36 protein-coding genes and 1 pseudogene are annotated in these 23,778 nt (G+C 46.3%); 32 read left to right on the plus strand and 5 right to left on the minus strand.

Annotated features, from left to right (window positions below; genetic code table 11):
* Positions 1-87: 87 nt before the first annotated feature.
* From AC6EMZ_RS21920 to AC6EMZ_RS21930, 3 genes are read left to right on the plus strand one after another with little or no spacing between them, the layout of a single operon-like run.
* A complete protein-coding gene (locus AC6EMZ_RS21920; RefSeq protein WP_498404950.1) occupies positions 88-945 on the plus strand; it encodes a ParA family protein in 858 nt (285 codons plus the stop codon).
* Positions 942-2,330 (plus strand): KorB domain-containing protein, encoded by a 1,389-nt coding sequence (locus tag AC6EMZ_RS21925; protein ID WP_498404951.1) that lies wholly within the window; start codon positions 942-944, stop codon positions 2,328-2,330. The genes AC6EMZ_RS21920 and AC6EMZ_RS21925 overlap by 4 nt, the downstream gene beginning before the upstream one ends.
* 2 nt (positions 2,331-2,332) lie before the next feature.
* Positions 2,333-3,037, plus strand: a complete 705-nt coding sequence (locus AC6EMZ_RS21930) for a hypothetical protein (protein WP_498404952.1) — start codon at positions 2,333-2,335, stop codon at positions 3,035-3,037.
* A 12-nt stretch (positions 3,038-3,049) separates the two neighbouring features.
* Here the strand turns inward: AC6EMZ_RS21930 and AC6EMZ_RS21935 are convergent, their stop codons facing one another.
* Complete coding sequence (locus tag AC6EMZ_RS21935; protein ID WP_498404953.1) at positions 3,050-3,340, minus strand: hypothetical protein; 291 nt, start codon at positions 3,338-3,340, stop codon at positions 3,050-3,052.
* A gap of 48 nt (positions 3,341-3,388) precedes the next feature.
* Here AC6EMZ_RS21935 and AC6EMZ_RS21940 point away from each other — a divergent pair, with 48 nt between their 5' ends.
* Positions 3,389-3,904, plus strand: a complete 516-nt coding sequence (locus AC6EMZ_RS21940) for a hypothetical protein (protein ID WP_498404954.1) — start codon at positions 3,389-3,391, stop codon at positions 3,902-3,904.
* Positions 3,905-4,590: 686 nt separating this feature from the next.
* Positions 4,591-4,869: a hypothetical protein gene (locus tag AC6EMZ_RS21945; protein ID WP_498404955.1), complete on the plus strand. Its 279-nt coding sequence runs from the start codon at positions 4,591-4,593 to the stop codon at positions 4,867-4,869.
* 295 nt (positions 4,870-5,164) lie between these two features.
* On the opposite strand, the gene AC6EMZ_RS21950 is transcribed toward AC6EMZ_RS21945, so the two are convergent.
* Complete coding sequence (locus tag AC6EMZ_RS21950) at positions 5,165-5,581, minus strand: helix-turn-helix domain-containing protein (RefSeq protein WP_498404956.1); 417 nt, start codon at positions 5,579-5,581, stop codon at positions 5,165-5,167.
* The gene (locus AC6EMZ_RS21955) at positions 5,574-5,873 is read right to left on the minus strand and encodes a hypothetical protein (RefSeq protein ID WP_498404957.1); all 300 of its coding nucleotides are present in this window, start codon (positions 5,871-5,873) and stop codon (positions 5,574-5,576) included. Before AC6EMZ_RS21955 ends, AC6EMZ_RS21950 begins: the two co-directional genes overlap by 8 nt.
* 272 nt (positions 5,874-6,145) lie before the next feature.
* Between AC6EMZ_RS21955 and AC6EMZ_RS21960 the strand changes: the two genes are divergently transcribed.
* The 27 genes from AC6EMZ_RS21960 (at position 6,146) to AC6EMZ_RS22090 (ending at position 22,920) form a co-directional block, all read left to right on the plus strand.
* On the plus strand, positions 6,146-6,355 hold the full coding sequence (locus tag AC6EMZ_RS21960) for a hypothetical protein (RefSeq protein ID WP_498404958.1): 210 nt from the start codon (positions 6,146-6,148) through the stop codon (positions 6,353-6,355).
* 141 nt (positions 6,356-6,496) lie between these two features.
* Entirely contained in the window at positions 6,497-7,594 is a 1,098-nt protein-coding gene (locus tag AC6EMZ_RS21965) for a DNA sulfur modification protein DndB (RefSeq protein ID WP_498404959.1), read from the plus strand.
* Positions 7,595-7,638: 44 nt separating this feature from the next.
* On the plus strand, positions 7,639-7,944 hold the full coding sequence (locus AC6EMZ_RS21970) for a hypothetical protein (RefSeq protein ID WP_498404960.1): 306 nt from the start codon (positions 7,639-7,641) through the stop codon (positions 7,942-7,944).
* A gap of 659 nt (positions 7,945-8,603) precedes the next feature.
* A complete protein-coding gene (locus tag AC6EMZ_RS21975; RefSeq protein WP_498404963.1) occupies positions 8,604-8,951 on the plus strand; it encodes a hypothetical protein in 348 nt (115 codons plus the stop codon).
* 118 nt (positions 8,952-9,069) lie between these two features.
* A complete protein-coding gene (locus tag AC6EMZ_RS21980; protein ID WP_498404989.1) occupies positions 9,070-9,561 on the plus strand; it encodes a JAB domain-containing protein in 492 nt (163 codons plus the stop codon).
* Between the two features lie 48 nt (positions 9,562-9,609).
* Positions 9,610-9,882 (plus strand): hypothetical protein, encoded by a 273-nt coding sequence (locus tag AC6EMZ_RS21985; protein ID WP_498404965.1) that lies wholly within the window; start codon positions 9,610-9,612, stop codon positions 9,880-9,882.
* A 48-nt stretch (positions 9,883-9,930) separates the two neighbouring features.
* The gene (locus AC6EMZ_RS21990) at positions 9,931-10,374 is read left to right on the plus strand and encodes a hypothetical protein (protein WP_498404966.1); all 444 of its coding nucleotides are present in this window, start codon (positions 9,931-9,933) and stop codon (positions 10,372-10,374) included.
* Positions 10,375-10,471: 97 nt separating this feature from the next.
* Positions 10,472-11,173 carry an N-6 DNA methylase gene (locus AC6EMZ_RS21995; RefSeq protein ID WP_498404967.1) on the plus strand — a complete coding sequence of 234 codons (702 nt, stop codon included), beginning with the start codon at positions 10,472-10,474 and terminating at the stop codon, positions 11,171-11,173.
* Positions 11,174-11,505: 332 nt separating this feature from the next.
* Positions 11,506-12,000, plus strand: coding sequence for a hypothetical protein (locus AC6EMZ_RS22000; RefSeq protein ID WP_498404968.1), 495 nt, complete (start codon positions 11,506-11,508; stop codon positions 11,998-12,000).
* Between the two features lie 554 nt (positions 12,001-12,554).
* On the plus strand, positions 12,555-12,986 hold the full coding sequence (locus AC6EMZ_RS22005; RefSeq protein WP_498404969.1) for an antirestriction protein: 432 nt from the start codon (positions 12,555-12,557) through the stop codon (positions 12,984-12,986).
* A 95-nt stretch (positions 12,987-13,081) separates the two neighbouring features.
* Entirely contained in the window at positions 13,082-13,351 is a 270-nt protein-coding gene (locus AC6EMZ_RS22010) for a hypothetical protein (protein ID WP_498404970.1), read from the plus strand.
* Between the two features lie 13 nt (positions 13,352-13,364).
* Entirely contained in the window at positions 13,365-13,694 is a 330-nt protein-coding gene (locus AC6EMZ_RS22015; protein ID WP_498404971.1) for a hypothetical protein, read from the plus strand.
* 9 nt (positions 13,695-13,703) lie between these two features.
* Positions 13,704-14,078, plus strand: a complete 375-nt coding sequence (locus tag AC6EMZ_RS22020) for a hypothetical protein (RefSeq protein ID WP_498404972.1) — start codon at positions 13,704-13,706, stop codon at positions 14,076-14,078.
* A complete protein-coding gene (locus tag AC6EMZ_RS22025) occupies positions 14,068-14,586 on the plus strand; it encodes a hypothetical protein (protein ID WP_498404973.1) in 519 nt (172 codons plus the stop codon). The genes AC6EMZ_RS22020 and AC6EMZ_RS22025 overlap by 11 nt, the downstream gene beginning before the upstream one ends.
* Before the next feature lie 617 nt (positions 14,587-15,203).
* Positions 15,204-15,485 (plus strand): hypothetical protein, encoded by a 282-nt coding sequence (locus AC6EMZ_RS22030; protein WP_498404974.1) that lies wholly within the window; start codon positions 15,204-15,206, stop codon positions 15,483-15,485.
* Between the two features lie 106 nt (positions 15,486-15,591).
* The gene (locus AC6EMZ_RS22035; protein ID WP_498404975.1) at positions 15,592-15,852 is read left to right on the plus strand and encodes a hypothetical protein; all 261 of its coding nucleotides are present in this window, start codon (positions 15,592-15,594) and stop codon (positions 15,850-15,852) included.
* Entirely contained in the window at positions 15,846-16,073 is a 228-nt protein-coding gene (locus AC6EMZ_RS22040) for a hypothetical protein (protein ID WP_498404976.1), read from the plus strand. Before AC6EMZ_RS22035 ends, AC6EMZ_RS22040 begins: the two co-directional genes overlap by 7 nt.
* A gap of 250 nt (positions 16,074-16,323) precedes the next feature.
* Entirely contained in the window at positions 16,324-16,602 is a 279-nt protein-coding gene (locus tag AC6EMZ_RS22045) for a type II toxin-antitoxin system RelE/ParE family toxin (RefSeq protein WP_498404977.1), read from the plus strand.
* Positions 16,602-16,913: a HigA family addiction module antitoxin gene (locus AC6EMZ_RS22050; RefSeq protein ID WP_498404978.1), complete on the plus strand. Its 312-nt coding sequence runs from the start codon at positions 16,602-16,604 to the stop codon at positions 16,911-16,913. The genes AC6EMZ_RS22045 and AC6EMZ_RS22050 overlap by 1 nt, the downstream gene beginning before the upstream one ends.
* A 46-nt stretch (positions 16,914-16,959) precedes the next feature.
* A complete protein-coding gene (vapB, locus tag AC6EMZ_RS22055; protein ID WP_498404979.1) occupies positions 16,960-17,178 on the plus strand; it encodes a type II toxin-antitoxin system VapB family antitoxin in 219 nt (72 codons plus the stop codon).
* Positions 17,179-17,720: 542 nt separating this feature from the next.
* Positions 17,721-18,569, plus strand: coding sequence for a DUF4942 domain-containing protein (locus AC6EMZ_RS22060; RefSeq protein ID WP_498404981.1), 849 nt, complete (start codon positions 17,721-17,723; stop codon positions 18,567-18,569).
* 162 nt (positions 18,570-18,731) lie between these two features.
* Complete coding sequence (locus AC6EMZ_RS22065; RefSeq protein ID WP_498404982.1) at positions 18,732-19,490, plus strand: hypothetical protein; 759 nt, start codon at positions 18,732-18,734, stop codon at positions 19,488-19,490.
* 15 nt (positions 19,491-19,505) lie between these two features.
* The gene (locus tag AC6EMZ_RS22070; protein ID WP_498404983.1) at positions 19,506-19,646 is read left to right on the plus strand and encodes a hypothetical protein; all 141 of its coding nucleotides are present in this window, start codon (positions 19,506-19,508) and stop codon (positions 19,644-19,646) included.
* Positions 19,647-20,469: 823 nt separating this feature from the next.
* Positions 20,470-21,336, plus strand: coding sequence for an LPD29 domain-containing protein (locus AC6EMZ_RS22075; RefSeq protein WP_498404984.1), 867 nt, complete (start codon positions 20,470-20,472; stop codon positions 21,334-21,336).
* A gap of 519 nt (positions 21,337-21,855) precedes the next feature.
* Complete coding sequence (locus AC6EMZ_RS22080; protein ID WP_498404985.1) at positions 21,856-22,059, plus strand: hypothetical protein; 204 nt, start codon at positions 21,856-21,858, stop codon at positions 22,057-22,059.
* Positions 22,060-22,183: 124 nt separating this feature from the next.
* Positions 22,184-22,642: a hypothetical protein gene (locus AC6EMZ_RS22085; RefSeq protein ID WP_498404986.1), complete on the plus strand. Its 459-nt coding sequence runs from the start codon at positions 22,184-22,186 to the stop codon at positions 22,640-22,642.
* Between the two features lie 80 nt (positions 22,643-22,722).
* On the plus strand, positions 22,723-22,920 hold the full coding sequence (locus AC6EMZ_RS22090; protein ID WP_498404987.1) for a hypothetical protein: 198 nt from the start codon (positions 22,723-22,725) through the stop codon (positions 22,918-22,920).
* A gap of 28 nt (positions 22,921-22,948) precedes the next feature.
* Here the strand turns inward: AC6EMZ_RS22090 and AC6EMZ_RS22095 are convergent, their stop codons facing one another.
* Both AC6EMZ_RS22095 and AC6EMZ_RS22100 read right to left on the minus strand, forming a co-directional pair.
* Positions 22,949-23,200: a hypothetical protein gene (locus AC6EMZ_RS22095; RefSeq protein ID WP_498404988.1), complete on the minus strand. Its 252-nt coding sequence runs from the start codon at positions 23,198-23,200 to the stop codon at positions 22,949-22,951.
* Between the two features lie 220 nt (positions 23,201-23,420).
* A pseudogene (locus AC6EMZ_RS22100) lies at positions 23,421-23,778 on the minus strand (hypothetical protein); the annotation flags it as partial.

Here is a 23,778-nt window from a genome sequence, read left to right on the forward strand (position 1 = left end):
TTGAGACAGTAACGCTTAACTGTTATATTGTAAGCGCCACACATTGAGTGGCATGGGATATTGAATCCATAACCGGAGATTTGTCAGATGACAAAGAAACCATCCAGTTTCAGCAGAAATCTGCTTTCAAAAGAGATTATTCAAGCAATCAAGCGAGTCCGTCCGGTTATTTGTACGGGAAATGGCAAAGGCGGTGTGGGTAAAAGCACAAATGCAATGCATCTGGCCTCGGCGGCGGCGGAAGCTGGTTTAAAAGCCCTCCTGATAGATAATGACGAACATACTACTTTCGCAGCCTTTGGCTCGACTTCGCCGGATATGCCAGAGTATGCATTCTCAAGCGATCTATTTACGCCTGAAGGAATCACCAAACCAATTCTGCAACTAGAACAATTAGGCGGTTGCTGGTTCCTGCCTCGCGATAATCGCCTGGAAGAAATTAATAGTACACCGCTTGAATCTGGAATAGTGCTGCACCCGCATCAACATATTCAAAAGCTGCGTAGTGAATTCGATATCATCATTATCGATTCACCTCCAGGTAAAGGGAACTTGCAGCAAGCAACCTTCTTATGTGCCACAACAGCTGCGATGATCACAGAACTTAGCGAAATATCTGTAAATGGTGTCGTAACTGCTATTACGGTGACAGAAGAACTAGTTTCAATTCTGAATGAGGGAGAAACAGAAAATTTATATTCTGCTCCTAAGTTCGTAATTGTACCGAATAAATTCAATCCAATGCGTCCACAACAAAAAGAACATTATGAGACGCTAATAAGTTATGAGCTTTTAATGACTGCCCCTATTTATAGCCGCTCGACAATGGAGAAGGCAACGGATGCCCTAGTGCCAGTTTGGAAATACAAAGACGGCAACGCCAGACAGGCGGCAAAAGAAGTTAAAGCGGCAATTAAATTTATTATGAATGAGGCAGTCAAATGAACAACAAAGTAGATCGCTTAAAAGGTGGACTGAGCAAGCTGGCACAAGCTGCTTCTGCGCGCAAAGATAGTGTTTCTGGGACGATTGTCTGGGTTAAACCTTCTGACTGCTATGAAGAGGGAAACCCACGTACAGACTTTGATCAGGACTTGATTGACTCCTACGCTGAAGATTTCTTGAATCCTAATATCGGCCAGGAGGAAGCGATTCATCTATATCCCGCCGATAAAAATGGTAAGCATCGCGTTCAGCATGGTGCAACTCGTCTTCGTGCTGGACTAATTGCAGAACAGAAAAATCCTGCTTTTAGATTAAAAGGCATTATTGATGATGAGTTAAGCAAGAAAGATGAGCTTGAAAACTTCCTGAATCGGGGCATGAACAACATCAAGCGCGATAATATGTCGCTACGTGACCGAGCAAACTTCATTGGCGAATATATGGATAAGGCCAAAGAGAGCGGCAAACCTGTTACTCAAGCGGATATTGCTAAACGCCTAGGTTTGAAGGGTGGGGCGTCACATGTATCTCGACTACTCAAATTGCGTGATATGACACAAGAAATGATAGAAGTCTATCAGTCTGGGAATATTGACGATATTGAGGCTTTATCCACATTAGCCGAGATTCAGAAAGACAATCCTCAGTTATTTAAAAGCCTTATTGAACTGCCTGATTTGGACAGGGCTACAATACGTAATGCAAAAAAAAATGGCTCTATCGCTATCACGAAAGCAAAAACTGAAATGCCTATATCCTCGCACGAACCCGTTACAAATTCTGAAAGCAAATCAGACAAGGGTTCGTCGAATAAACAGCTAGGGACAGAAGATACCGTTGTTACCATTCCATTTGTTGATTACTTTTTTGAAACTGGTCGTGTCAATATATTGATTAAAACTGTCGATGAAGGTTTTCTTGCGACACTAGAAACCCAATTCGAACATGGAATCAATGAAGTAGGTAATTTTGATGGAAGTAAAGTCTGGGCAACTGAGGACCAAGCAATCCAGTATGGCAAAGACCTGGTAAAAGTCTGGGCCGAGTCAGTGCTTTCTGAAAAGGACTCAATCAGTCTAGAAGAATACCAGGATGTAACCCGCTATCTGCATACGCTGAAAAATGACAATAATGATTCTGAGGACTCCAAGAAAGGTCCGGCAGTAACGTCACGCAAGGTCAAAGCTGTACAGCTGAATGCTGTGGTTTTCGTAGATGTAAATGGCGAAGAAGGTGTGCTGCTGCTGAAAGTTCCAAGGGAATACACTGAAGCAAATAGCGGTAATGTTCATACTCAAGGGTTTGTATACGTACAGATTGGATCTGAAATCCGGCTAGTGAAGGAAGGCGAATACGTCATCAAAAGCGTATCTTACCGGGAGTGAGAATGTATTCACTCTTGATTAAAGACCGGAGTTATCCAATCTCCGTATATATGAATTACATGACGCGGGTAAAGGGGTTTACCCGCACTCAGGCCGTAGAAGTCCTGACCGGTGCAGCTGTTAAAATGGGATTGAGGGAAAGTGCAGCTGCGCCATCAAATAACACTGTATCTGAATGGGGTAAGGGTTTATATGCCCCTCAGTGGTCCGTCATAAGCGCTATGGTTATCCTGGAGCAACTTAATAAAATCCCATTCACGGAGCGTGAGTGGGCTTTCTGGGCATACTCAGTTGTTGAAAGGGGAGGGGACACTTCGGGTTACAAAGGGAAGCGACTAGAATGGATAAAGATGGCTCAGTCGTATAAAGAGCAAAACGACAAACGAGGGAAGATACGGAGAGAGCTTGCATTTGCGTCATCGCCTCATTTGGCAATGAAGGTTATTGTTACGTTAAAGGGGAATGATAAACAGAGCCTAAATGTTGCGCAGATATTTGCGAATATCGACAATTCAGTTGAAACAGTATCACGGTTGACAAACCGAATAGGTGAAGGGGAGATCTTCACTTCAGAAGACTTGTATGAAGTACTTCAGGAAAGTACACAATCAAAAGAGCTATATGAAAAATTAATGCTATCCATTCAAGAACTTGATGCTCACAAAGTAATCAACTACCTTTCAAGTGGTAATATCACATTGGTGTAAAGGCATGAATTATCAATGTGATTGATTGCCATTTTGAATAGAATCAACGATATTAAGCAAGAATGCATTAGCGGCTTTTCGGGCCACACCTTTTCGCTTTAGAACCGGGATGGTTCTGTCATGAAGTTTACGGAAGAAGATTACAGTATAAAGGTTTGCAACATCCTGCCGATAACGTTCAGGCAGCAGTTTAAGATTAGAACCAATCCAAAGATTGTCATCCGTAAAGCACATTATTGGTAAAGGAATATACTTCAAACTTTCTTGCAGTTTCTTTTTCTCGGAATAAGACAGTTTGCTCATGCGTATAACCCGGCAAGGATGACAGCCAATATATCTCTGAGGCTGAATATGTTGAATGACACAACTCAATTAGTTAAGTATAGCAAACCCAAAAGAACTATCGATAGTTATAATTATATAACTGACGAGTTAGTTAGCATTCTCTACAGTTCTCCAAAGGCTTTTGTACGTCTTTTGAAACTTGCGTGTGGTAACGCTTTTAACCTCAGTAACGAGGATGTTCATCAGATTATAAATGATGTTACTGCCAAGGTAGATCATTCTGAGCTGGAGCTAATGCTAAAAAACATCGATAACAAAACGCAGATTGAATTGAAACACCGTCCTTCTATAAGCGCTGATGTTTTAGCTGTGTTAGGGAATGACGGATTTCAGCTTGCAGCTTTGCTGGCTCGACACAATTACGGTGACATGAGTGAAACCTCCCATAAGCAGATACAGTTAAATGATGCTGCAATTAAAACAGGACAAGGCTTGTATGTGACTATGTTCAGGCAGGGCGATCTTAATTTTTGTGTTACTACAAAATTACCCTCATACCAAACAACCATCGAGTTAAATTAAAGGGTAGGGGGGGTTATAAATCCCCCCTGATGCCGCGTAATAGTTTCATTGGGTTACGACCTCCTGAGAGCAAACTAACCCAGGCGCAATGTTCGCTTATAGTATTGCTCAATCTACTATAATGGGTCGGATACTTATTGGCTAAATGGCAACATGTTGCTTTAGATAGACTTGGGTTTTTCAACATGGTTTTTATAAGAATTTTATTACTATCGACGCGAGTACGAGCGGGCATGAGAGAGAATAGTTTGTCTACTAACGAGTCGATTGTGAAACCAAAATATCCTAATAGCTTTTCACCTCCGATATGACCTGGGTACTCTGTATTGCTGGGTTTAATAGTGGTAATACCTAAGTACTCGTTTGCCCACGCTGCGTATATTGTTGCCTCCTGCATTGTCCTACAAACCAGTACTGTCATACAGTCTGATGTGTCATTCACATAAAAGGCCATTTTTATCTCCCTATAAGTGTGCAATTAAGATAGCCGAGAGAGATTATCGGCAATTTCCCTAAAAATCTTATAAAAGAACCCTTAATACACGCTGCGCAATATCCTGTCTGTGCATGAACTTGCGCATGCGCACAAGAAAAATTCACAAAATGTAAATTTTTCTTGTGGTAAATTTTCATCGATGCTAAGGTTGTATTTGAAAAGGGCATTGCGCTCATAACCGGAGAAAATCATGAAAGTGGTTGCTAAATATAAGCGTGTTGAAATTTCATTCAATCAAGACGTTGTATCCTTAACATTTGGTTGTGTTAAAGATGCACTACTTTACTGTGATTTTTATAAACAAGTTTCATTAATTCGTGAACGAGCCAACACTGATAAGTCCTATCCTTCAGAACTGTATAATTACCTTAAAAATAGAGGGGACATTAACAAGGATTTATTTCAATCTCGTCAACGTATGCTGCGTAAAGCCCATCTTCTTAACTCTCTGGGTTCTAACTGGATGTGATGTATGCGCACAGAAATTAAATATGCTTGCTATAACTCAAAGGGCAGGAAACTAGGTTATGTTTTTTTGAAATCAGAACACATAAACTTAAGGGATGTCTTCTTTGAACATAAAAAAATCATTAAGGCTTATTATCCTGGCACAGCTTTTATAAAACCAGTTAAAGCGAATTCTTTATAATAATTGATATATCTTTAAGTATATCTTCCTTATTGAATTTAAAAAATGCTGACGCACCTCCGGCTTGTCCAACCGGAAGGGAGTAATAAATAATATTATTACACCCTTCCGGTTATCAGATAAAGATTGAACGACTGACACCAAAGAATTCAGCTAGCTTACAAATATGTGGGATCGTTAAGGAGCGTTTACCGGTAAGGATAGATGACATCAGTGCTGGACTTAATTCCAGTATTTCGGCCATTTCCTTCCCTTTGATCTTGCGGTGTCGCATCAGCGTTATCAAGGCATCAGTACCTTGACTCATCTTACCACCAGGGCCTGATAACAGCTCAGGAACTCGCGAAGTTTCATATTCTGCGATGCAGTTTGCCATGATTTTAAGGAGAATGGCAGGAGTAGCCTCATCGCTACTTAGCTCATTGATTGCATTCAGGGCATCTTGATAGTCGGTATCATCCTTGATTTTCTCAAGCCAGGGTAATTCACACAACAGTAAGCCCACGCCTTCACTGATTTTTGTTTTATCCATGAATCCTTTCCTCATTAGTATTAGCAGGCTGAATACCTTCAGCCAATATGAACTGACCTGGATAGTTAAATTTGCCTCTAAATATCAAGTTCCCTCCAGCAAAACTTCCGGCAAAACAAAGATGAGTATGGCCACATTCATCACTCATCACGTCAGGGAACAACTCCTGTAATTCGTTTACCGATTTTATTTTACTCCGGCTTAGAAAGCTGAATAGCGCTGCTATGTCTGTCTTCTGGTCTGGGTATCGCTCAAGGGCCATCTCAAATACTTGGCTTTGCAGAATCCTCATACCTATCTCCCTCTGTTCTACAGGTATAAAAGTGCATTGATGAGTATACATAATTTAATTCACAATATGTAAATAGAGAATATATTATTTTTAACCGTATGATATGATTTAGTATCATGATGGTGGTGTATGAGTGAACTTCGGGATTTTTCCAGAGATTCAATTGTAAATTCGTTCGATGATTAAATCGTGGCACACCCGGAGTTTTGCTGGATGGAGGATGATGCATTTGCGAATTCCTTCGGTTAAGTACCTGTTAAAAGGTGAAATGCATGTACGATTACAGTGATGTTTATGATGAGTGTGAGAATGGTGGCCCGGATGGAGGACCTATTATTTTGTCCCGAACTAAGGTCATCAGGATTTTAAAACAGCACGGCCACCTGACACCTCATCAGTGGATGGTTTTTTTTCGTGAGTCTGGTCTTACCCTGGTGAATGTCTATCCAGCAGCTGCGGTATATCGATGGTTGAAATACTGATGCAATTTGCGCATGCGCAAAATTAAATTCACATATTGTAAATATTACTTGTTGGATTTGCGTGAAAGTGTATAATCAGGAATAGAAAAGTGGCGTTACGCCAAAACGGACACCCGCCGAAATCCGGGAAGGAAAATCAAAATGAGCGAAGCAGTTACTGCCTTTTCAGCAAAATCAAAATCCATTGGTTTTGACTATCCGTGTGTTGTCGGTTTTCAGGGTAATCAACGTATTATTACCGTGCAGGTGTCTTTTGGTGCGTTGAGTCGCTTCCTGACTCTCGATAATGAAGGGCATACGTTGGATCGGTCACAACGTGAGTTGAATCGCCGCCGAGCGACAGCTTTTGCAGACTATGTGGTTACTGCTGTTAAATCGGGAACAGATTACATCATCCCCCCTCTCATTGGTAATTGTGATGGTGAGCTTGATCTCCAGCTCATGAATGAGTCGTTTGTAGGATATGTGACTATCCCTATGGATGCCCAAATTCGTCTTTTTGACGGACAACACCGTCAAGCTGGCATTCGTGAAGTGCTCAATATCCTGCCAGATATTCGCCATCACAGTGTTACCGTTATGCTTACGGAAAACCTGCCCATTGAAACGCGCCAGCAGTTTTTTGCGGATATCAATGGAAATGCCTCAAAACCGAACGCTGCCATTAACATCGCTTATGATCATACGAACGCCATCGGTCAGGCAGTCAAACGTACCATTCTGAAAAATCCAGTTCTGACGGAAAAAGTGGATTTTGAACGGAATGCCGTCTCTACACGTAATAGTAATAAGTGGGTATCTTTTAAATCATTGCATGATGCTACAGAGCGGTTCAGCACCTATATGGTTAATGGAACACCAACAAAGCGTACCGAGCAGGAAATACAGTTGATCTGGGATGCATGGGTGAAGTTTACCGGCCTTTACGACACTTGCGGGTTTACATACGGCGAATATAGCCAGGAATGGCTGACTTTTACATCAGTTATGGTGAACGCTTTTGGCTTCGCTGTTAAGCAACTCCTTGAGGAATTTACAGTCAGTGAGTTGACTATACGACTGGAAACGATGGGCGATAATAAAAATATGGCCGCACGAGAGAGCTATTTTGTGTATGCAAACTGGGCCGACAGCTGCGTAAGCAGTGAGACGGGCAAAATTATCGCCTCAACTAAGGGGCAGCGAGCAGCAGCTGAGTACCTGGTTAAAGCCATTCGTTCTGTTAACTATAATTTCTGAAGAAAACGGCCAGCAGAAATGCTGGCCCAAAAAGGAGACTCGCTATGATGAACGCTTTAAAATCCCTACTTAAAACCATAAACGGATGTAAGCGTATGAAGACATTGTTTGAAGATATCGTGGTCAAAAATACAAAGCAGTTTATCTTTCGAGTTCTGGAACTAAATGACGGTTCATATGAGGTGATTCAGCAATCCTGCCGCGTATACCCAGATAAGCGTGTTGTAGTGCAATCTGAAAGGAAATGGCACTACGCTGACCTCACTACGCTTCGTGAAGGCGAGTATGCAAATAGTCGTCAAGGACGCATGTTCCTTGAGGATCAGTTCTGGATAGGCAAAATTGCCTGAACTTTTATATGAGGCAAAAAAGCAAAGGGAATAGCGCAGCAAGAGTGGTTATAGAATCCTTCCGGCGATTAGGTATCTAGTCGCAGCAGAGGGCAATTAACTCAAGCGCAAAACTTTGTCAGAGAGTTCGATTTTAGCTTGAACTATTTATCCTTATTTCTTAAGACGTTCCCCGGCTGCGCCGGTGAAACGGGCTGTCGTGCTTCGCATCGAGCCGCTTCGCGTCTCGCCCCATTCGGGCGTCCATCCCTCGCCCGGATTCAACGGCATCGCTTCAGGGGGCCTGACGGCCCCCGCGCTATCACCGTTCGCCGCTGGCGAACTTCAGGGGTGAGTTGCGGCCATGAGCGCCGGTGATTGTCTGCCAGTGGGTGAGAAGGTCAACGGCGGTCTTACATGGGGGATGGCTCCCTGCGGGAACCCTCCCCCATCCGGCAGGGTATTACCGGTAGTGCCGTCAAGGATAAAAATCGGAACCCTGAAGGGACCCCCGATTTTTTCCTGGACGGTGCAGCTGCTGCGCGGGAATGTGGCAGATAATAAATTCACATTATGTAAATATAGCTAGATGAATGCTGAGTATTTAGGTATAATTAGTATCAGAAACAGGGCGTTACCGCCCACACGGACACCCGCCGTAATCCGGGAAGGAAACAAAGATGATCACCCTATCCTATGTTTGCAATGACCCTGAAATTGTCTCACTACGAGAGAAAATGATCGCACTTATCAAGCAGTATGATTTTCCAGTTTTTGATTTTAATGTGAAAGCTGAGATCCCCGCGCGTAGCGTTCTTCTGAAAGCCTGCGAGAGTTTGAATACCATTCTCAGTGCATTTATCGACGGTTCAGACAAGACGGCCAGTAACGCCTATTGCGCAATGGTAAGCTCTTACGCCAACAAAATAGACTATTCACTATCCTACTATTATCGCATGTCGCCGCCCTGTTCCGTGTCATATCGGCCCCTGCAATATCGGATCGCCTGGTATGCTGAACAACTCTAAATCGCGGCTTTGATCTTGCGATTTATATTGCCCTGCTTAGGGCAATAATTATTTACATAATGTGAACTTTGCTTTTTTATGATACAAATATGTATTATAATGCTGATACGCAAAAGGCATTAAGCCGAACGGACACCCGCCGCAATCCGGGAGAGGTAAAACAGTAATGAATCATGAAGACTCAATAATTAACCTGGCAATGACGATCCTTGAATCGCGTCTTAAAAAAACATCTTTTTCATTTACAAGTCCCGAGGCCGTTAAACAATATTTGCGTCTGCACCTCCAGAACAAGGAAAGAGAGTTTTTTGGGGTGCTGTATCTGAACAATCAGTACCAGTTAATTTCTTTTGAAATCATTCATTCCGGGACAATCAACTCGTGCCAAATCAGCCCCCGTGAAGTCGCCAGGTTAGCGTTAACGCTGAATGCTCAGGCGGTCATTTTTGCGCATAACCATCCGTCAGGCACACCGGAACCAAGCCGCGCAGATATCAACATAACTGCTCGGCTTAAGAGTGCGCTGGAGCTATTTGAAATCAGCACCCTTGATCACTGTATCGTCGCCGGAAATGACGTCTTTTCGATGGCTGAAAGCGGCCACATTTAACCACGCACCCGGCCACCTGACGGTGGCCGGGTAACAGGAGACATCATTATGTCACAGCCAAAACCACGCTACAGCAACACCCCGGAAGTGGATATTCGACCAGAAACCCTGCGCAATGCCGCTAACTGGACGACGCCGACCGTCGATGAAATCTCGGAAGTCTTGAACCGGGCAGGCATCAACTGGGGCCAGTTAGCCGTGATCACCGGCAATGCCGAATCCATTGTTGCTGACTGGAAAGAAGGTAATGAACACATCAGTTACATGGCATGGCGCTACATCTGCGAGAGCGCAGGTTATGGGCGTATTGACCGGGTTTAGTTACTCATTTTTGCGAACAGGACACCCGCCAGCGGGAAAGGAACATACATGTATTTCTTCTATATTCCAGGCTCATATTCCGTGTTAGAGCCTGCACAGATGGACGGCAATCATAGCCGTGGAACGTATTCAGGGGAAACTCTTGAACAGCTTAAGCCTCAATACCCACAGATCGTATTGTTGCACATGGATGACTGTTTCGCGGCGATCCGTGATGCGGCAAGAATGCCCGTTGAAGTGATCAGCGAAAGTACATTCAATTTGTTCCACCGTTCGAAAATTATGGATGAGTGCTATTCGAATCAGGGATGCACGTTCAAATGCCGCGAGTTTAATGCCGCCGATATCGTCACCTGTTTTGCATCAGTAAACATGAACGATCAGCCGATGTTCGCCACGTTCAGAGACGTAGATTCACTGACTCACGATCAAATCCTTTCCCGCGCCCGTGATTTCATTGACGCCACGTTGACGGTAAATCCAAACGTTTAATTTGGACAGGCAGGCCCAGATAAATTTGCGCATGCGCAAAAAGGATAGCGGTCGGTTCGGACCGCCCTGCTCATTAAAATCAGAACAGGGAAACAATGTGACTTCGCTGGATACTGAATTTATGCAGACCATCAGAAAATTTACGGCACACCGTTCACCGCGTGATGTGCTTACAGTTTTATGCCGGATTGCTGCTGACCGCATCGACCCGGCATTAGCCGGGCGCACTGAGTGCCTGGAGAGCGCTAAAAAACTGACGGGCGACTATTCGCCAGCAGAAAAAGAAATGCAGGAAGCGTTGATCAGGCTGTTACCGCAAATTTTACAGAGAAACCCCCGGGATTTTTTGGGGGAATGCGTGATGAGTTTAGAGCTTGGCAATACATCGATGGGCCAGTACTTCACGCCCGGTTCGCTCGCCAGGCTGAAGTTTGAACTGCTTAAACATGACTATGCCAGTGAAATCCGAAAGCACGGATTCATCATCCTTCAGGAACCGGCGGTCGGTTCTGGAGGATTGGTCATAGAAATAGCTAATGGCCTTGCCGGTGAAGGTTTTAATCCATCGGCTGAGCTGTTCGTATCCTGCACAGATAACGACTCAATGGCGGCAGACATGGCATTTATCCAGCTCTCACTATTGGGAATTGCCGCAGAGGTGAGTACAGGCGATACGCTGCGAATGGAGTCCAGAAAGACGCGATATACGCTGGCATATCTTATGAACAATTTTAAAGACCGACTCAAAGTGAGGCACATGTTTGAAATGCTGGCTGCTACTGGTCGCTGTATGTACTGAGAATTTACAATTAAACGTTTAGGAGCATATATGAAACCATTCGGTTTGTTTTTCAGCCACTAAGGATGTACTTGTACATTATGTCGTAGCCGTGGATATAGAAAAGGAAATGCGTATGATTCGGTTATCCGAGCCTGTAAGCGAAAGGCCAGGCAACAGGCGAAAAAAAAGATTCTAGGTGAACTGGAGTGAATAGCTATGAAAGGATGAGCGGTTTACGTTCATCGACTGACTAGCTCATATTGAGTCGCAAATGAACTCGTATCAGTAACTGGATTTGGTTTTGTATAAAGTGGTTGAAAACCATCAATTTAGGATATTTGAGGGTGATAATGAATAAAAAATTTAACGTCATAGCCGAACTGTCTCTTGTGTTAATAGCACTTATAATATTTGCAATATTGCTGCCAGGGTTAGTTATCAGCATCGGGAGTCTCGGTAGTGTCTATCTTGACGGACTGAATGCGTTCTCTACATTAGGCCTTAAGGTCGTATGTGCATCTGTAGGGATGGTATTCGTATCATGCCTAATATGTCATGTCCTAAAAGCTGATAAACGATTTATTATCGGCCCATTTAAAGCAATAAGTATCTCCCTTATCATTCTGCCGTTATCACAAGGTTCACTTAATTTTTATAGTAACCTGATTCCTGATGATCGTCCTGATGCCTTGCAACAGGGAGGGTTTTTAGGAAATATTAACTTATTGAATGAAGATTTAATTAAATTTATTATGCAGGTTGTGCCAGCAATAGCATGTTTAATCTCTATTATCGTTCTGGTAGTAAACTTAATCAGGATTTTTAAAGAAAGATATTGTAGATAGCGGTATTTGTTTGTAGTTATTTTTTCTCGTTACATGTAACGGTTTTTATTTCACACGGGGGCGTTCCCCGGCTGCGCCGGTGAAACGGGCTGTCGTGCTTCGCATCGAGCCGCTTCGCGTCTCGCCCCATTCGGGCGTCCATCCCTCGCCCGGATTCAACGGCATCGCTTCAGGTGGCCTGACGGCCCCCGCGCTATCACCGTTCGCCGCTGGCGAACCTCAGGGGTGAGTTGCGGCCATGAGCGCCGGTGACTGTCTGCCAGTGGGTGAGAAGGTCAACGGCGGTCTTACATGGGGGATGACTCCCTGCGGGAACCCTCCCCCATCCGGCAGGGTATTACCGGTAGTGCCGTCAAGGATAAAAATCGGAACCCTGAAGGGACCCCCGATTTTTTCCTGGACGGTGCAGCTGCTGCGCGGGAATGTGGCAGATAATAAATTCACATTATGTAAATATAGCTAGATGAATGCTGAGTATTTAGGTATAATTAGTATCAGAAACAGGGCGTTACCGCCCACACGGACACCCGCCGTAATCCGGGATGGAATATGTTATGAGCGATTCACCAGAAGTTTTAATCAAAGAAGAAACCACCGAAATTGGCCGTCTGATTTTTCATACCCTGTTATTCAGAAGTTATTGCCAGTATGCAAACTCCGCATCCTTGATCTTTATGAAGCGCTTTTGTGACAAATATGAAGCTGGTTACTGGAGCTATTTTAAAGTTGGCCGTAACAGTGGTTTTATGTGTCCTGATGCGCATGAGTTCTATCATTTCGAAATGCCGAATTACTTCTCTGGAAATGTATCTGCTGAAGCTGCGGGTATTATCGTGACAATCTTTGTCCTGCAAGCCTGTTTTAATGCCGCATGGGAGCGTGAGGATAGCGGCCTTTGCGATCACTATCGCGAGGCGATGGATACCCTGAAAGACTACGCCGCCACGACTGACGAATCACAAAGCATTTTCAGGGCGATTGACTGACGGCTGCGCCCCCTGCAATGGGGGCAATCAGAACTAAAACCGGGCATTACGCCCACACGGACACCCGCCGTTATCCGGGATGGAGTGCTCTAAGTATGAATATCTCCCCTCAGACTGTTACCAATCCTGATCCTGCGGCTACTCCGCTCACCAATGAGCAAATCGACGATCTGTATTACTACGTTTGCCAGCACGGAAAAATGACTGACAACGATAACCGCTTTTTCCTGGCTGTCGCACAGGCTGAAGAAGAAACCGCCATTTCCGACGATGCACCCGATTACTACAGCGTGTTTATCAACGAGGAACGCTGGCCTGTCGCGGCGGCGGCTCCTATGGACAATCTCTTTCATCTGCTGGGTTAACGGAGTCAACACCATGAAAACATTCAAGACCGCTTCCAGAGCATTACTGTCCGACCTCAAAGCAGGCCGCGACCCGGTGATGGCTTATCATGACGCACTGAAAGATTTAAACAGGTATGACCGCGATTGCCTGATGCTTTGTCGTAGCGAAATAGACGGAAGTATTTCCCCCCGGTTTATTGAAATGCAGGTCAGAGAACGGATGGAGTATGTCGTTACGTTGCATGCAGGGAACGGTGAGGATGTTGTCTCGCGCTACCCTTCCCGATTCCAGAGTGAAGCGTTCTTACTGCTCGAAAACTACTGCATTAACGGCAAGTCAGCCACGCTGACCATAGAATAGGGCTACCCAGTGAACGTTAAAGCAAAAAAAGGCGGTCAGACCGGGATTAACGGGCAGGAATATAAAGGCGGTCAGTTTTTACCTGCCAGCAAACACACGGTAAAAGGGCAGCTTCGCGCCCGGAAAGCCAGCACCAGACCGCGCTCAACTCTTACTGAACCCGGCAAGGTCGAACAGCTTCCACCAGGACAAAAAGCTATCTTCGGGACAATCAGGGCATTCGTTCAGATTGAAAACGGAACGATGTCGATCACCGCCAGTGACCACTCGCTTAGTGCTTACGGGTACACCCGCGACTCAATGCAGGCACTTGTAGACCAGTACAACAACGGAGAGCGGCTAATCGCCGCCCCTGACCATAACGAGGCTGATAATGTTTACTAAATTTTCCCCCCTGGCATTTCCCGAATCTGTTCTTGAGCAGGCACGGCAACGGCTGGCGATTGCCGATAAGCAGGTGGTTGATGAAACAATTACCCTGTTTATTTATGCAATGCAGGCCGTAGGTTATACCGCGTCATTGCACCCGTCAGGTTGCCTGTTGCTGTCCGAATGCCAGAACTGCAAAAGCTCATACGCAACGCGTCATGAACTGAAGCGACACTTCTATTTTGCCTGCCCTCATTGCCAGACCATCACCGCAGGCTTTTTTATGGCCGCGATCTGGAACCAGCGCGACGAAAACAGGCTGACCACCACAAAGGGAGAGGAATTCTGGCACTCCGAGGGGCGCACGGTCTATGACCGAAAATACAGACAATCCTATGTTGTGGATGATCGGGGAAACCTGACGCAGGATGACATTCCTGACTATGTGCTGGGGCGAATTGATATGGCGCAACTGGAGGAAGCAGAACGTCTCCGGTTAGCCTGGATAGATAGCGCCGACTGATTGGTTGGGAAAAGCCAGAGTTTATTGTATATAATGTGAATACAGGCTCTGGCATGTTCCTATAGCTCAGAATATATTAAAATAAAACAAGCAGCTTACAAAAATATAAAGGCGAATATATGAGTGAAATTATCCAGTACGTAACTATTGTTTTAGTATTGTACTGCGGGGCATTGTTATTCTCATTTTCGGAACGTTACGAGATCGCTGCTTGCATGACGCTAATCCTTATGCCTGTTTCAATGCTAACGGGACTAATTTATTGCCTGAATAAATCTCAGTATTTATCTGAAATTCCGGCTTTTGTGTGGGGAGGGTTAGCTATTTCTACAGCGATCTGTTCGGTAACGCGTATCTGGTTCATGAACCGAATTAAAATGGAGTGTTGAGTTTTATAAAAATTCATATTCCATTGGGTATAGCTCTAACCGAAAGTTCAGACAATGCTAAGTGAGAATGCTCAGGAGAGTTTGAATCCACGAAAATGCCAGAAATAATATTTACTTAATGTGAATATTAACTGGCATTTTTTTATGGCATTCATTATAATTACTTTTAGAAACATGGCGTTACCGCCAATACGGACACCCGCCGTAATCCGGGATGGAGTAGCAATCATGGTTGAAGCCCGTAATAGTGTTGCAGTATCCGTTTTTTCCAAAAATGGCGTCAAAGCCCTTCATTTTTCCGGTATTCCCAAACTCTCCGGTCACAAAGGTACGCTCAATTTTCCTTTTGATGATAACGCCAGCCTGTTTGAACAGGTCGAAAAAATCATGCTGGCAAACGGTATGTGTCACAACGTCACCCGCGTAGAGCCTTTGCGCCAAAACGAAACGGAAAGTGTCTATTCCGTCACCTATAACCGCCGTCTGCTGAAAAGCGCCGTCAGGAAATAATGTACCACCTGCCGGGCAGATGCCCGGCACTATGCAGCACCATTCACCATAACCGGGTATTACACCCAAACGGACACCCGCCGTCATCCGGGAATGAGCAACAACAATGGTTGGCACACCTGAAGAAATTCTGGCATATCTGCAACAGGTTTACCCTGACACCGTGATTTCAGTTATCGTCTGGACGCGCAGTGAAGTACGCGACGTGGCAGAACGTCACGGTTTCACGCTGACGGATGAGGAAGCGGATTCTGTTCTGTACGATCTGGCGCACAATGAAAGTCATGAATATGGCGAAAGTAACCAGTCGGTCTACGGCTACATTTGCGACCTGAAAAACGTTGAACCGGAGAACTACGTATGCTGACCTACATTACGGATCTCAAAGCAGGCGAACCCGATATCCTAACGCCACTGAAATACTATCCGCTTGTGATCCGCACGCTTGATGGGGAAAAACTGCATATGCAGGCTGCGCCAGTTCAGGGATGGACTCACGACACCCTGACGGCGGTACAGCCACAGGGCGTGAATGAGGGCGCGGAAGCGTATCTGAATGCACACTGGATAGGCTCGACTGAAGTTTGATGATAACCCCGCGCTGCGGGGTTATCTTTGCACGGGGCGATGAAGACCGGGTTTTTCCCGGTCTGCTGTATGGCATGCCCCTGACGGGTACGGCCTGCGCTTTGCGTGATTTTGCGCATGCGCAAAATCATCCTTCGGACGGACGGCCTCATGCAAAACCTAAGACCGGCATCTGTGGTCGCATAGTGAGTGTTGCACGTCGTGTAATACCGCGTATAATGTTACATGACGTGTAACACGGATTGATACAATGATAAAATCATTTAAGCACAAAGGGTTGAAACAACTTTTTGAAAAGGGTGTGACGTCAGGTTTACCTGCACAGGACGCTGACAGGATAAACGACCGCTTGCAGGCCATTGACACCGCAACGGACATTGCCGAACTGAATCGACCGATTTACAAGCTGCACCCACTAAAAGGGGATCGAGAAGGGTACTGGTCTATAACAGTCAGAGCAAACTGGCGCATCACCTTTCAGTTTATCAATGGCGATGCTTACATTCTTAATTATGAGGATTACCACTGATGAGACAATTCAATATCTCCCATCCTGGTCAGATTATTGCGCGAGACTTAGCCGATATGGGGATTAGCGGTCGCAGATTCGCGTTGAATATCGGCGTTACGCCTGCGACTGTCTCACGCCTGCTTACTGGTAAAACCGCCCTGACTGCACCGCTGGCAATTCGTGTTGCTGCTGCGTTGGGAAGCACCCCAGAATTCTGGTTACGGCTTCAGAGCACCTATGATTTGCGGCAGCTTGAAAGTCAGATCGATACGTCAGGTATTGCCGAGTATAGCGGTGAAGAAGCCCCTGAATATACGACCAATAAGTGAATGGGGTGGCTCAGAACAAGCCAGAAACAGAGAAGGAGTTACGAACATGCGAAAAGTGTCTGTATTCAGAAATGGCGGCAACCGTGCGGTACGAATTCCGCGCGATATGGATTTCGAGGGGGTCAGTGAGTTAGAGATAATCAGAGAAGGTGATGTGATTATCCTCAAACCGATACGTAAAAGCTGGTCTAGTTTCTTTGAGGAACGTCAACCGGAAGATAAGGATTTTATGCCTGACCGTAAGGATATCATCGAAGAACGCTAAGCCCCGCCATCCTAAATCTGCAACTCACTCATCGCGAACTATCGGGGGCGTTTTCCGGCGCTGCCGGAAAAACCGGCTGTCGTGCTTCGCATCGAGCCGCTGCGCGTCTCGCCCCATTCGGGCGTCCATCCCTCGCCCGGATTCAAAGGCATCGCTTCAGGTGGCCTGACGGCCCCCGCGCTATCACCGTTCGCCGCTGGCGAACTTCAGGGGTGAGTTGCGGCCATGAGCGCCGGTGATTGTCTGCCAGTGGGTGAGAAGGTCAACGGCGGTCTTACATGGGGGATGGCTCCCTGCGGGAACCCTCCCCCATCCGGCAGGGTATTACCGGTAGTGCCGTCAAGGATAAAAATCGGAACCCTGAAGGGACCCCCGATTTTTTCCTGGACGGTGCAGCTGCTGCGCGGGAATGTGGCAGATAATAAATTCACATTATGTAAATATAGCTAGATGAATGCTGAGTATTTAGGTATAATTAGTATCAGAAACAGGGCGTTACCGCCCAGACGGACACCCGCCGTAATCCGGGATGGAGTGACATTATGACTACCGCTATTAATCCAGAAGTGATCTGCGAATTTGCCTCATCCAGTGAAGTTGTTCCTTCCATTTCAATCGAGAATATTCTTGCTCGCGCAGCCTATGCAATGACCACCTTTGCGGATGGTCTGGCAAAGATTCGCGAAGCGCAGAAATTAATGAAAGAAGTAACAGACGAGAAAATGTATGGGTTTCACGAAATTGTCCGTAACGGCCTGGGGGCTTCAAGCGATGAGGCCGCAATTAAGCGCATGAAGCGCAATCTTGATTCGGGGATCTGGACACGCCTGATGAATGAAACCGGCATGAAAACTCTGATGAGCCATCAACAGATTAGCGACTGGGAAAAGCAGCTCGATACGCCCAGCATGCCTGAAGCAACACTTGATAACATTCATGCCTCATTCCGTGCATTACACCAGGACAAAGGGCAGATTTTTGAGCAAGGCGTGACGGATGTATTCAAAAAATTATCCTGGGATTATAAAACCAATTGCCCGTGCAAAATCGGCAAAAAAATCATTGTGAACAGTATGGTCGGTTCTGCACACAGCAAAAACTGTTACTACGTGACGGATGAGGGCCGGAATAAGCTTAATGATCTGGAAAAAATGATGAGTATTCTCGATGGTCGTAATGTTCCCGATCACCGCATAGCAGCTGGCGCACAATTTTATGAATTTACCCGTGAAAACATGTGGAACGGTGAAAATTACGAACATGAATACTTCACGGTTAAATATTTCAAAGCTCGAACCGGTCACATCATTTTCAAACGTCTGGATTTGGTTGATAAGCTGAATGACATAATCAGCCGTCAGTATGGTACGGTGCTGCCGTCGCGCGTATAACCCCGTATGCCGCCTGTATCAGGCGGCGCTTTCCCGTGCAGTTATTATTTACATATTGTGTAGTTTAGATGGATAAAATTTCTCAATAAACTACAATAATACTATTAAACAAGGCATTACGCCTAAACGGACACCCGCCGTCATTCGGGATGGAAAGCGCTCATGAACCTGATTTCCCGCCTTGCTGATGCTCTTAACAAGAAAATTGCTGAACTGATTGAAATCCGTCATAAGCAGCAGGTGCGGATTCTGAAAGCTTTTTCAGACCTGAATAATGGAATTGAACCTAATGAAGATCGTAACGGTCGCCTGCATGCCCCCTGCGACGGTTACGAACACTTTGAAACCGGCGAACTGTATGGCAAAGGCCAGTTTATCGTAATGCCTGAATATGATGACTGGTATTCACCGGCAAGCTACCCGGCCAAAAATTTTGACCCGAACACGCGTTTTAAAGGCAAAACGGCAGACTACCAGGAAACCGTCAAACTGATGAAGTCCTTCAGTTTGCGTGTAAAAACCGGACGCCGCTGGTTAGAAAGCAACAAGGAATTTTGCTATTTCACCGTCACAGGACATAAACCACTAATCGACACGATAACCAGAACAGTCGAGGCAATGCTGGCTGAACAGCGCGAGCACGAAAAGCAATTTAAAGGCGCAGCACCAACCGGCAAAGTCACCGTGAATGCAACGATCAAAGGGGTGAAGATGGTCGAGTCCGGTTTTGGCCATAGTATTCGCCTTGTTCCCAAGATGACTATCACACTCGATAACGGGGCCACTGCATACGGAACGATGCCAAAAGCCCTGGCCGACCAGGACGCGAAAGCCGGTCATGCGTTTGTGCTGAAAGCCACCTTTGAGCAGGATAAGAACGACAGCACACACGCGTATTTTATCCGCCCTGCCGTATGCTGAGTGAAGGTGGAAAACATGATTAAACGTGCATTTGATCGGGCTGCTATGAGCGTTTCGTCCGGGATTGAAGCCGCAGAACACTACGGCGAACCCTACCCATTAATTCAGGAGGTCAAAGACTGGCTTCAGGGATTTTGTGAAGCGCTATTCCGATGACGATAATTTATGGCCTGCAAACGCAGGCTTTATATCTGCCCGGCTGATGAAGACCGGCTTCGCCCGGTCTGCTGTATGGCATGCCCCTGCGGGGACGGCCTGCGCTATGCGTGATTTTGCGCATGCGCAAAATCATCCTTCGGACGGACGGCCTCATGCGAACGGCAACACACAGCGCCGGTTGCCTGCGGCAACCTCCGTCATTTCACCCAGTTACTGACTTTGCCATTTCGTAATCAGGGTTGTAGTGCTGCGTTTAATCATCCTGCTCCTGCTCCTGCTCGTTTTCTTCATCGTTACGTGTAACTGCTTTTATTTCACACGGGGTCGTTCCCCGGCTGCGCCGGTGAAACGGGCTGTCGTGCTTCGCATCGAGCCGCTTCGCGTCTCGCCCCATTCGGGCGTCCATCCCTCGCCCGGATTCAACGGCATCGCTTCAGGTGGCCTGACGGCCCCCGCGCTATCACCGTTCGCCGCTGGCGAACTTCAGGGGTGAGTTGCGGCCATGAGCGCCGGTGATTGTCTGCCAGTGGGTGAGAAGGTCAACGGCGGTCTTACATGGGGGATGGCTCCCTGCGGGAACCCTCCCCCATCCGGCAGGGTATTACCGGTAGTGCCGTCAAGGATAAAAATCGGAACCCTGAAGGGACCCCCGATTTTTTCCTGGACGGTGCAGCTGCTGCGCGGGAATGTGGCAGATAATAAATTCACATTATGTAAATATAGCTAGATGAATGCTGAGTATTTAGGTATAATTAGTATCAGAAACAGGGCGTTACCGCCCACACGGACACCCGCCGTAATCCGGGATGAGGTTTTAAAAATGAGCACAATCCACAAAGGCGCTCTCGTTGTTGGACAGATTCTGGAAACCGGACGTTATGGCCGCGCGGTCATTACCCGAGTTCATGATCGCAGCAATAAAGACTCTATTATTGAACTGGTCGGGGATGGCGCAATAGTCAGAGCGGGAAATGCAGCTTTTGACCTGGTGTACTTCTCCGGCGCACGTTCCAGGTTTGTCTCTGAGTGCATTATTCGCGGCGGTTTACCGTGGGTCGTGCATACAGAAGTGGTGACTGAGAAGGTATTGGAAAACCTTAAAAAAGCCGCAGACGACAAGGAACGCCAGGACGCTGAGGATAAAGCCCGTTCAGATGCCGCCTTTGCGCTTGAAAAAAGTCGCCTCCAGGAAGCACCGGAATATAAGCACCTCAAAAAGCGTGAAGATAATAAAGGCAAATGCGAAGCGGCCACGGTCAGCAGCAACATCCGGGCCGAATTAAAAAAGGCATTCCCCAGCATTAAGTTTTCCGTCAAAAAACTCAGTTATGACTGTGTGCAAATTTCCTGGACAGATGGCCCGACCAAAAGAGAAGTAGAAACAATTTCTGATAAGTATGAAGACGGGCACTTTAACGGGATGGAGGATATTTATGAATACAACACCAGTCCGTTTAATGTTGTGTTTGGTGGCGTTAAGTATGTCACGACCCGCCGTGAATACAGCGACGTATTAGTAGATAAGGGCATTGTGGAAGCCCGTAAACAGTTTGGCGTCGAATTAGTCCCCGAAACCTGCAACGCCGAAATGTACAAAAGCGGCGCATTATCAAAGCAGTCACGCGAATTTTTTATGTACGGTTTAGAAACTGAAGTAAGAAAAATTATCGCAGAGATTAAGGCGTAAGCCTTGAAAGGGGCCGGGCTGCGCTAACAGCCCGGAAAGCAACACAATTAACGGGTAAGAAAATTATGTCACAATATCATATTAGCCAATTGGCGGAGAGAATGGCAAGCGGTAAAAGCGTCACTGTACCAGCAATGAACGGATACGATTTTTCTCAATTGCTATGGTGGCTAAACCATCTACAGGGCAGATCCATTTAAACTAAAAGGGCCATATGGCCCTTTTAGTTAGCGCAGGGCGAGGAAGACCGTGCTTCACCCGGTCTGCTGTATGGCATGTCCCTGGCGGGTACGGCCTGCGCTTTGCGTGATTTTGCTCAAGGCAAAATCATCCTTCGGACTGACGGCCTCATGCAACGTCAAAAGCTTGAGTATTGAGCCTTCAGCTCAATACTGCTGGTTTGAAATATAGGGTTTATACGATTATTTAATCGTTACATGTAACGTCAAATAAAAATCTTAACCAATTGCTAATGTATAGCCTTGAGTCTTCCTGGTTGCGTGAAGATCGTAATTCTAATTGCTACGGCCCCCTTCGGCTCCTGACCAGCTGGCGCTGTTCAGTCGTCAACCCAACTACGACAGGCAGGAGCCTGTCTACGCCGAACCCGCAAGCGGTTTCGGGCCTCCCGGCTATGGTCTGATGGCAAAGGTCAACAGACCGGCGGTCATCGACCGTTTCGGTCGCGCCGCCTTCACCGCGACGGCCACCCCGTCGCTTTAATGTCGCCCCGTCGTTCCGACGTGTCGGGTGTGTGCATTCTAATTGTCCGGTAGCGCCATCACCCTTGCTGCCCTCGCGCGGAGGGCTTTTTGTAGCACCGGCAGTTCAACGGTCAAGGGGTGAAATGAACGCTGCCGAAAACTTTTTGCAAACAAAAACTTTGCGTCATCGCCCCCAGACCGTTGCCCTTCGCCGTTGCTACTTTGCCCTTGCCGCGAGAGTACCAGCAAGGGAGATGGATCAACCATCACCGAAGGAGAAAAGTAGAATGCACACACAGAACGTCAACGTCAAAACCGCCGCTCAAGAAACCGCTGGAAGATGGGGGGAAGTGGCTTTTGAGCAAGCTTATGCTGAGGCGCAGATTATTGATAAGGAAATTAACAGTCTTGTATCTGAGCGTCAGCATATTGATTTATGCAGTTATGAAGGTTGGGACGAAGTACGCCGCCTACATAGTTGGAAGGCATTTTCTATGAACCCTAACCGTATGGAAATTTATGGAGCGGATTTATTGAAGTGGATGCGTCGTACAGCTCTGACTTTATGGGAAAACGGCTATGACCCTCATGAGGAAGAATAAAACCGACAGAATTGTGTTGGTACAGGGATACGAAACCGTATGGGTGGCTGTTCATGTTTGTAAGTTAATCAGGATTTAATATGAAAGATGAAACTAAGAAAGTTATTGCTCGTTTTTCAAATTTGAAAGAGGGTATTACAGTTAGTGTGGATGTGGAAAGTAACAATGGAGATCGGGTAGAAATTCGCGATAAGGGTTTATTATGTTGGCGAGCTTTTGAATTCGAGCCAGGATTTTATTATGACCTTGAGAAAAATTTAAAGTGGGCAACAAAATAAAAAAAGCAGGCATTACGCCTGCTTTTTTTTATGGTTTAGAGTGGGTATTACTTCCAACAGTAGATGTGGTTCCTTTATCTTCTATCGATTCCGAAAGTTTTTTATCCATCTGCTTAATTGTATCTTTAATGACTTTCACGAAGTCCTCAGTCATGTCAACGATTAGCCCCAAAGCATCTAGTGCATCTTTTTTCTCCGCAAATTCTTCTAACAGTTCTGATGGCGCATTGAACTGAAAACGTTTGTTTTGGGTTTTACCTTTCGGGTGAATTTGAGCCATGTTTTCCTCTGATAGTCATGATATACAAATGTATCATATTGTTTTGAACCAAGAGTTACAAGCAGACCTGAAAAGACCATTCTTAACTCGCACTTCTCCTCATAATTTTGCGCATGCGCAAACTCAACTTTAGCTCCATAAATGAGTTTATATTGACTCAAGTTGTTAGTCATAAAGGCCTCAGAATGCAGCCCGGATCTTAATGGCATTTTCAGAGCAACTAATACGCTGGCGCGTGATCGCTTGCCCTTCGTGCAGGATGCCGCCGCCGTGGTGATGGCGGGGCGCACTGCTGCGCAGATGCCCCCTGATTTCCGGTGCAGCCTGAGCGCTGCGCCAGCGTTCGGGCAGTGAGCAGGTCGTGATAGCCGGTGACACGCTGGCGCGTGATCGCTTGCCCTTCGTGCAGGATACCGCCGCCGTGGTGATGGCGGGGCGCACTGCTGCGCAGATGCCCCCTGATTTCCGGTGCAGCCTGAGCGTTCGGGCAGTGTGCAGATCGTGATGGCCGGTGACACGCTGGCGCGTGACCGTTTGCCCTTCGCGCAGGATGCCGCTGCCGTGGTGATGGCGGGGCG

The organism is Enterobacter sp. SCRI0065, from assembly GCF_059766475.1.

Bases quoted from the DNA above. Each gene is read 5' to 3' on its own strand.
- AC6EMZ_RS21920 (WP_498404950.1), top strand. From the start codon at position 88: ATGACAAAGAAACCATCCAGTTTCAGCAGAAATCTGCTTTCAAAAGAG.
- AC6EMZ_RS21925 (WP_498404951.1), top strand. From the start codon at position 942: ATGAACAACAAAGTAGATCGCTTAAAAGGTGGACTGAGCAAGCTGGCA.
- AC6EMZ_RS21930 (WP_498404952.1), top strand. From the start codon at position 2,333: ATGTATTCACTCTTGATTAAAGACCGGAGTTATCCAATCTCCGTATAT.
- AC6EMZ_RS21935 (WP_498404953.1), bottom strand. From the start codon at position 3,340: ATGAGCAAACTGTCTTATTCCGAGAAAAAGAAACTGCAAGAAAGTTTG.
- AC6EMZ_RS21940 (WP_498404954.1), top strand. From the start codon at position 3,389: ATGTTGAATGACACAACTCAATTAGTTAAGTATAGCAAACCCAAAAGA.
- AC6EMZ_RS21945 (WP_498404955.1), top strand. From the start codon at position 4,591: ATGAAAGTGGTTGCTAAATATAAGCGTGTTGAAATTTCATTCAATCAA.
- AC6EMZ_RS21950 (WP_498404956.1), bottom strand. From the start codon at position 5,581: ATGGATAAAACAAAAATCAGTGAAGGCGTGGGCTTACTGTTGTGTGAA.
- AC6EMZ_RS21955 (WP_498404957.1), bottom strand. From the start codon at position 5,873: ATGAGGATTCTGCAAAGCCAAGTATTTGAGATGGCCCTTGAGCGATAC.
- AC6EMZ_RS21960 (WP_498404958.1), top strand. From the start codon at position 6,146: ATGTACGATTACAGTGATGTTTATGATGAGTGTGAGAATGGTGGCCCG.
- AC6EMZ_RS21965 (WP_498404959.1), top strand. From the start codon at position 6,497: ATGAGCGAAGCAGTTACTGCCTTTTCAGCAAAATCAAAATCCATTGGT.
- AC6EMZ_RS21970 (WP_498404960.1), top strand. From the start codon at position 7,639: ATGATGAACGCTTTAAAATCCCTACTTAAAACCATAAACGGATGTAAG.
- AC6EMZ_RS21975 (WP_498404963.1), top strand. From the start codon at position 8,604: ATGATCACCCTATCCTATGTTTGCAATGACCCTGAAATTGTCTCACTA.
- AC6EMZ_RS21985 (WP_498404965.1), top strand. From the start codon at position 9,610: ATGTCACAGCCAAAACCACGCTACAGCAACACCCCGGAAGTGGATATT.
- AC6EMZ_RS21990 (WP_498404966.1), top strand. From the start codon at position 9,931: ATGTATTTCTTCTATATTCCAGGCTCATATTCCGTGTTAGAGCCTGCA.
- AC6EMZ_RS22000 (WP_498404968.1), top strand. From the start codon at position 11,506: ATGAATAAAAAATTTAACGTCATAGCCGAACTGTCTCTTGTGTTAATA.
- AC6EMZ_RS22005 (WP_498404969.1), top strand. From the start codon at position 12,555: ATGAGCGATTCACCAGAAGTTTTAATCAAAGAAGAAACCACCGAAATT.
- AC6EMZ_RS22010 (WP_498404970.1), top strand. From the start codon at position 13,082: ATGAATATCTCCCCTCAGACTGTTACCAATCCTGATCCTGCGGCTACT.
- AC6EMZ_RS22015 (WP_498404971.1), top strand. From the start codon at position 13,365: ATGAAAACATTCAAGACCGCTTCCAGAGCATTACTGTCCGACCTCAAA.
- AC6EMZ_RS22025 (WP_498404973.1), top strand. From the start codon at position 14,068: ATGTTTACTAAATTTTCCCCCCTGGCATTTCCCGAATCTGTTCTTGAG.
- AC6EMZ_RS22030 (WP_498404974.1), top strand. From the start codon at position 15,204: ATGGTTGAAGCCCGTAATAGTGTTGCAGTATCCGTTTTTTCCAAAAAT.
- AC6EMZ_RS22035 (WP_498404975.1), top strand. From the start codon at position 15,592: ATGGTTGGCACACCTGAAGAAATTCTGGCATATCTGCAACAGGTTTAC.
- AC6EMZ_RS22040 (WP_498404976.1), top strand. From the start codon at position 15,846: ATGCTGACCTACATTACGGATCTCAAAGCAGGCGAACCCGATATCCTA.
- AC6EMZ_RS22045 (WP_498404977.1), top strand. From the start codon at position 16,324: ATGATAAAATCATTTAAGCACAAAGGGTTGAAACAACTTTTTGAAAAG.
- AC6EMZ_RS22050 (WP_498404978.1), top strand. From the start codon at position 16,602: ATGAGACAATTCAATATCTCCCATCCTGGTCAGATTATTGCGCGAGAC.
- vapB (WP_498404979.1), top strand. From the start codon at position 16,960: ATGCGAAAAGTGTCTGTATTCAGAAATGGCGGCAACCGTGCGGTACGA.
- AC6EMZ_RS22060 (WP_498404981.1), top strand. From the start codon at position 17,721: ATGACTACCGCTATTAATCCAGAAGTGATCTGCGAATTTGCCTCATCC.
- AC6EMZ_RS22065 (WP_498404982.1), top strand. From the start codon at position 18,732: ATGAACCTGATTTCCCGCCTTGCTGATGCTCTTAACAAGAAAATTGCT.
- AC6EMZ_RS22070 (WP_498404983.1), top strand. From the start codon at position 19,506: ATGATTAAACGTGCATTTGATCGGGCTGCTATGAGCGTTTCGTCCGGG.
- AC6EMZ_RS22075 (WP_498404984.1), top strand. From the start codon at position 20,470: ATGAGCACAATCCACAAAGGCGCTCTCGTTGTTGGACAGATTCTGGAA.
- AC6EMZ_RS22085 (WP_498404986.1), top strand. From the start codon at position 22,184: ATGAACGCTGCCGAAAACTTTTTGCAAACAAAAACTTTGCGTCATCGC.
- AC6EMZ_RS22090 (WP_498404987.1), top strand. From the start codon at position 22,723: ATGAAAGATGAAACTAAGAAAGTTATTGCTCGTTTTTCAAATTTGAAA.
- AC6EMZ_RS22095 (WP_498404988.1), bottom strand. From the start codon at position 23,200: ATGGCTCAAATTCACCCGAAAGGTAAAACCCAAAACAAACGTTTTCAG.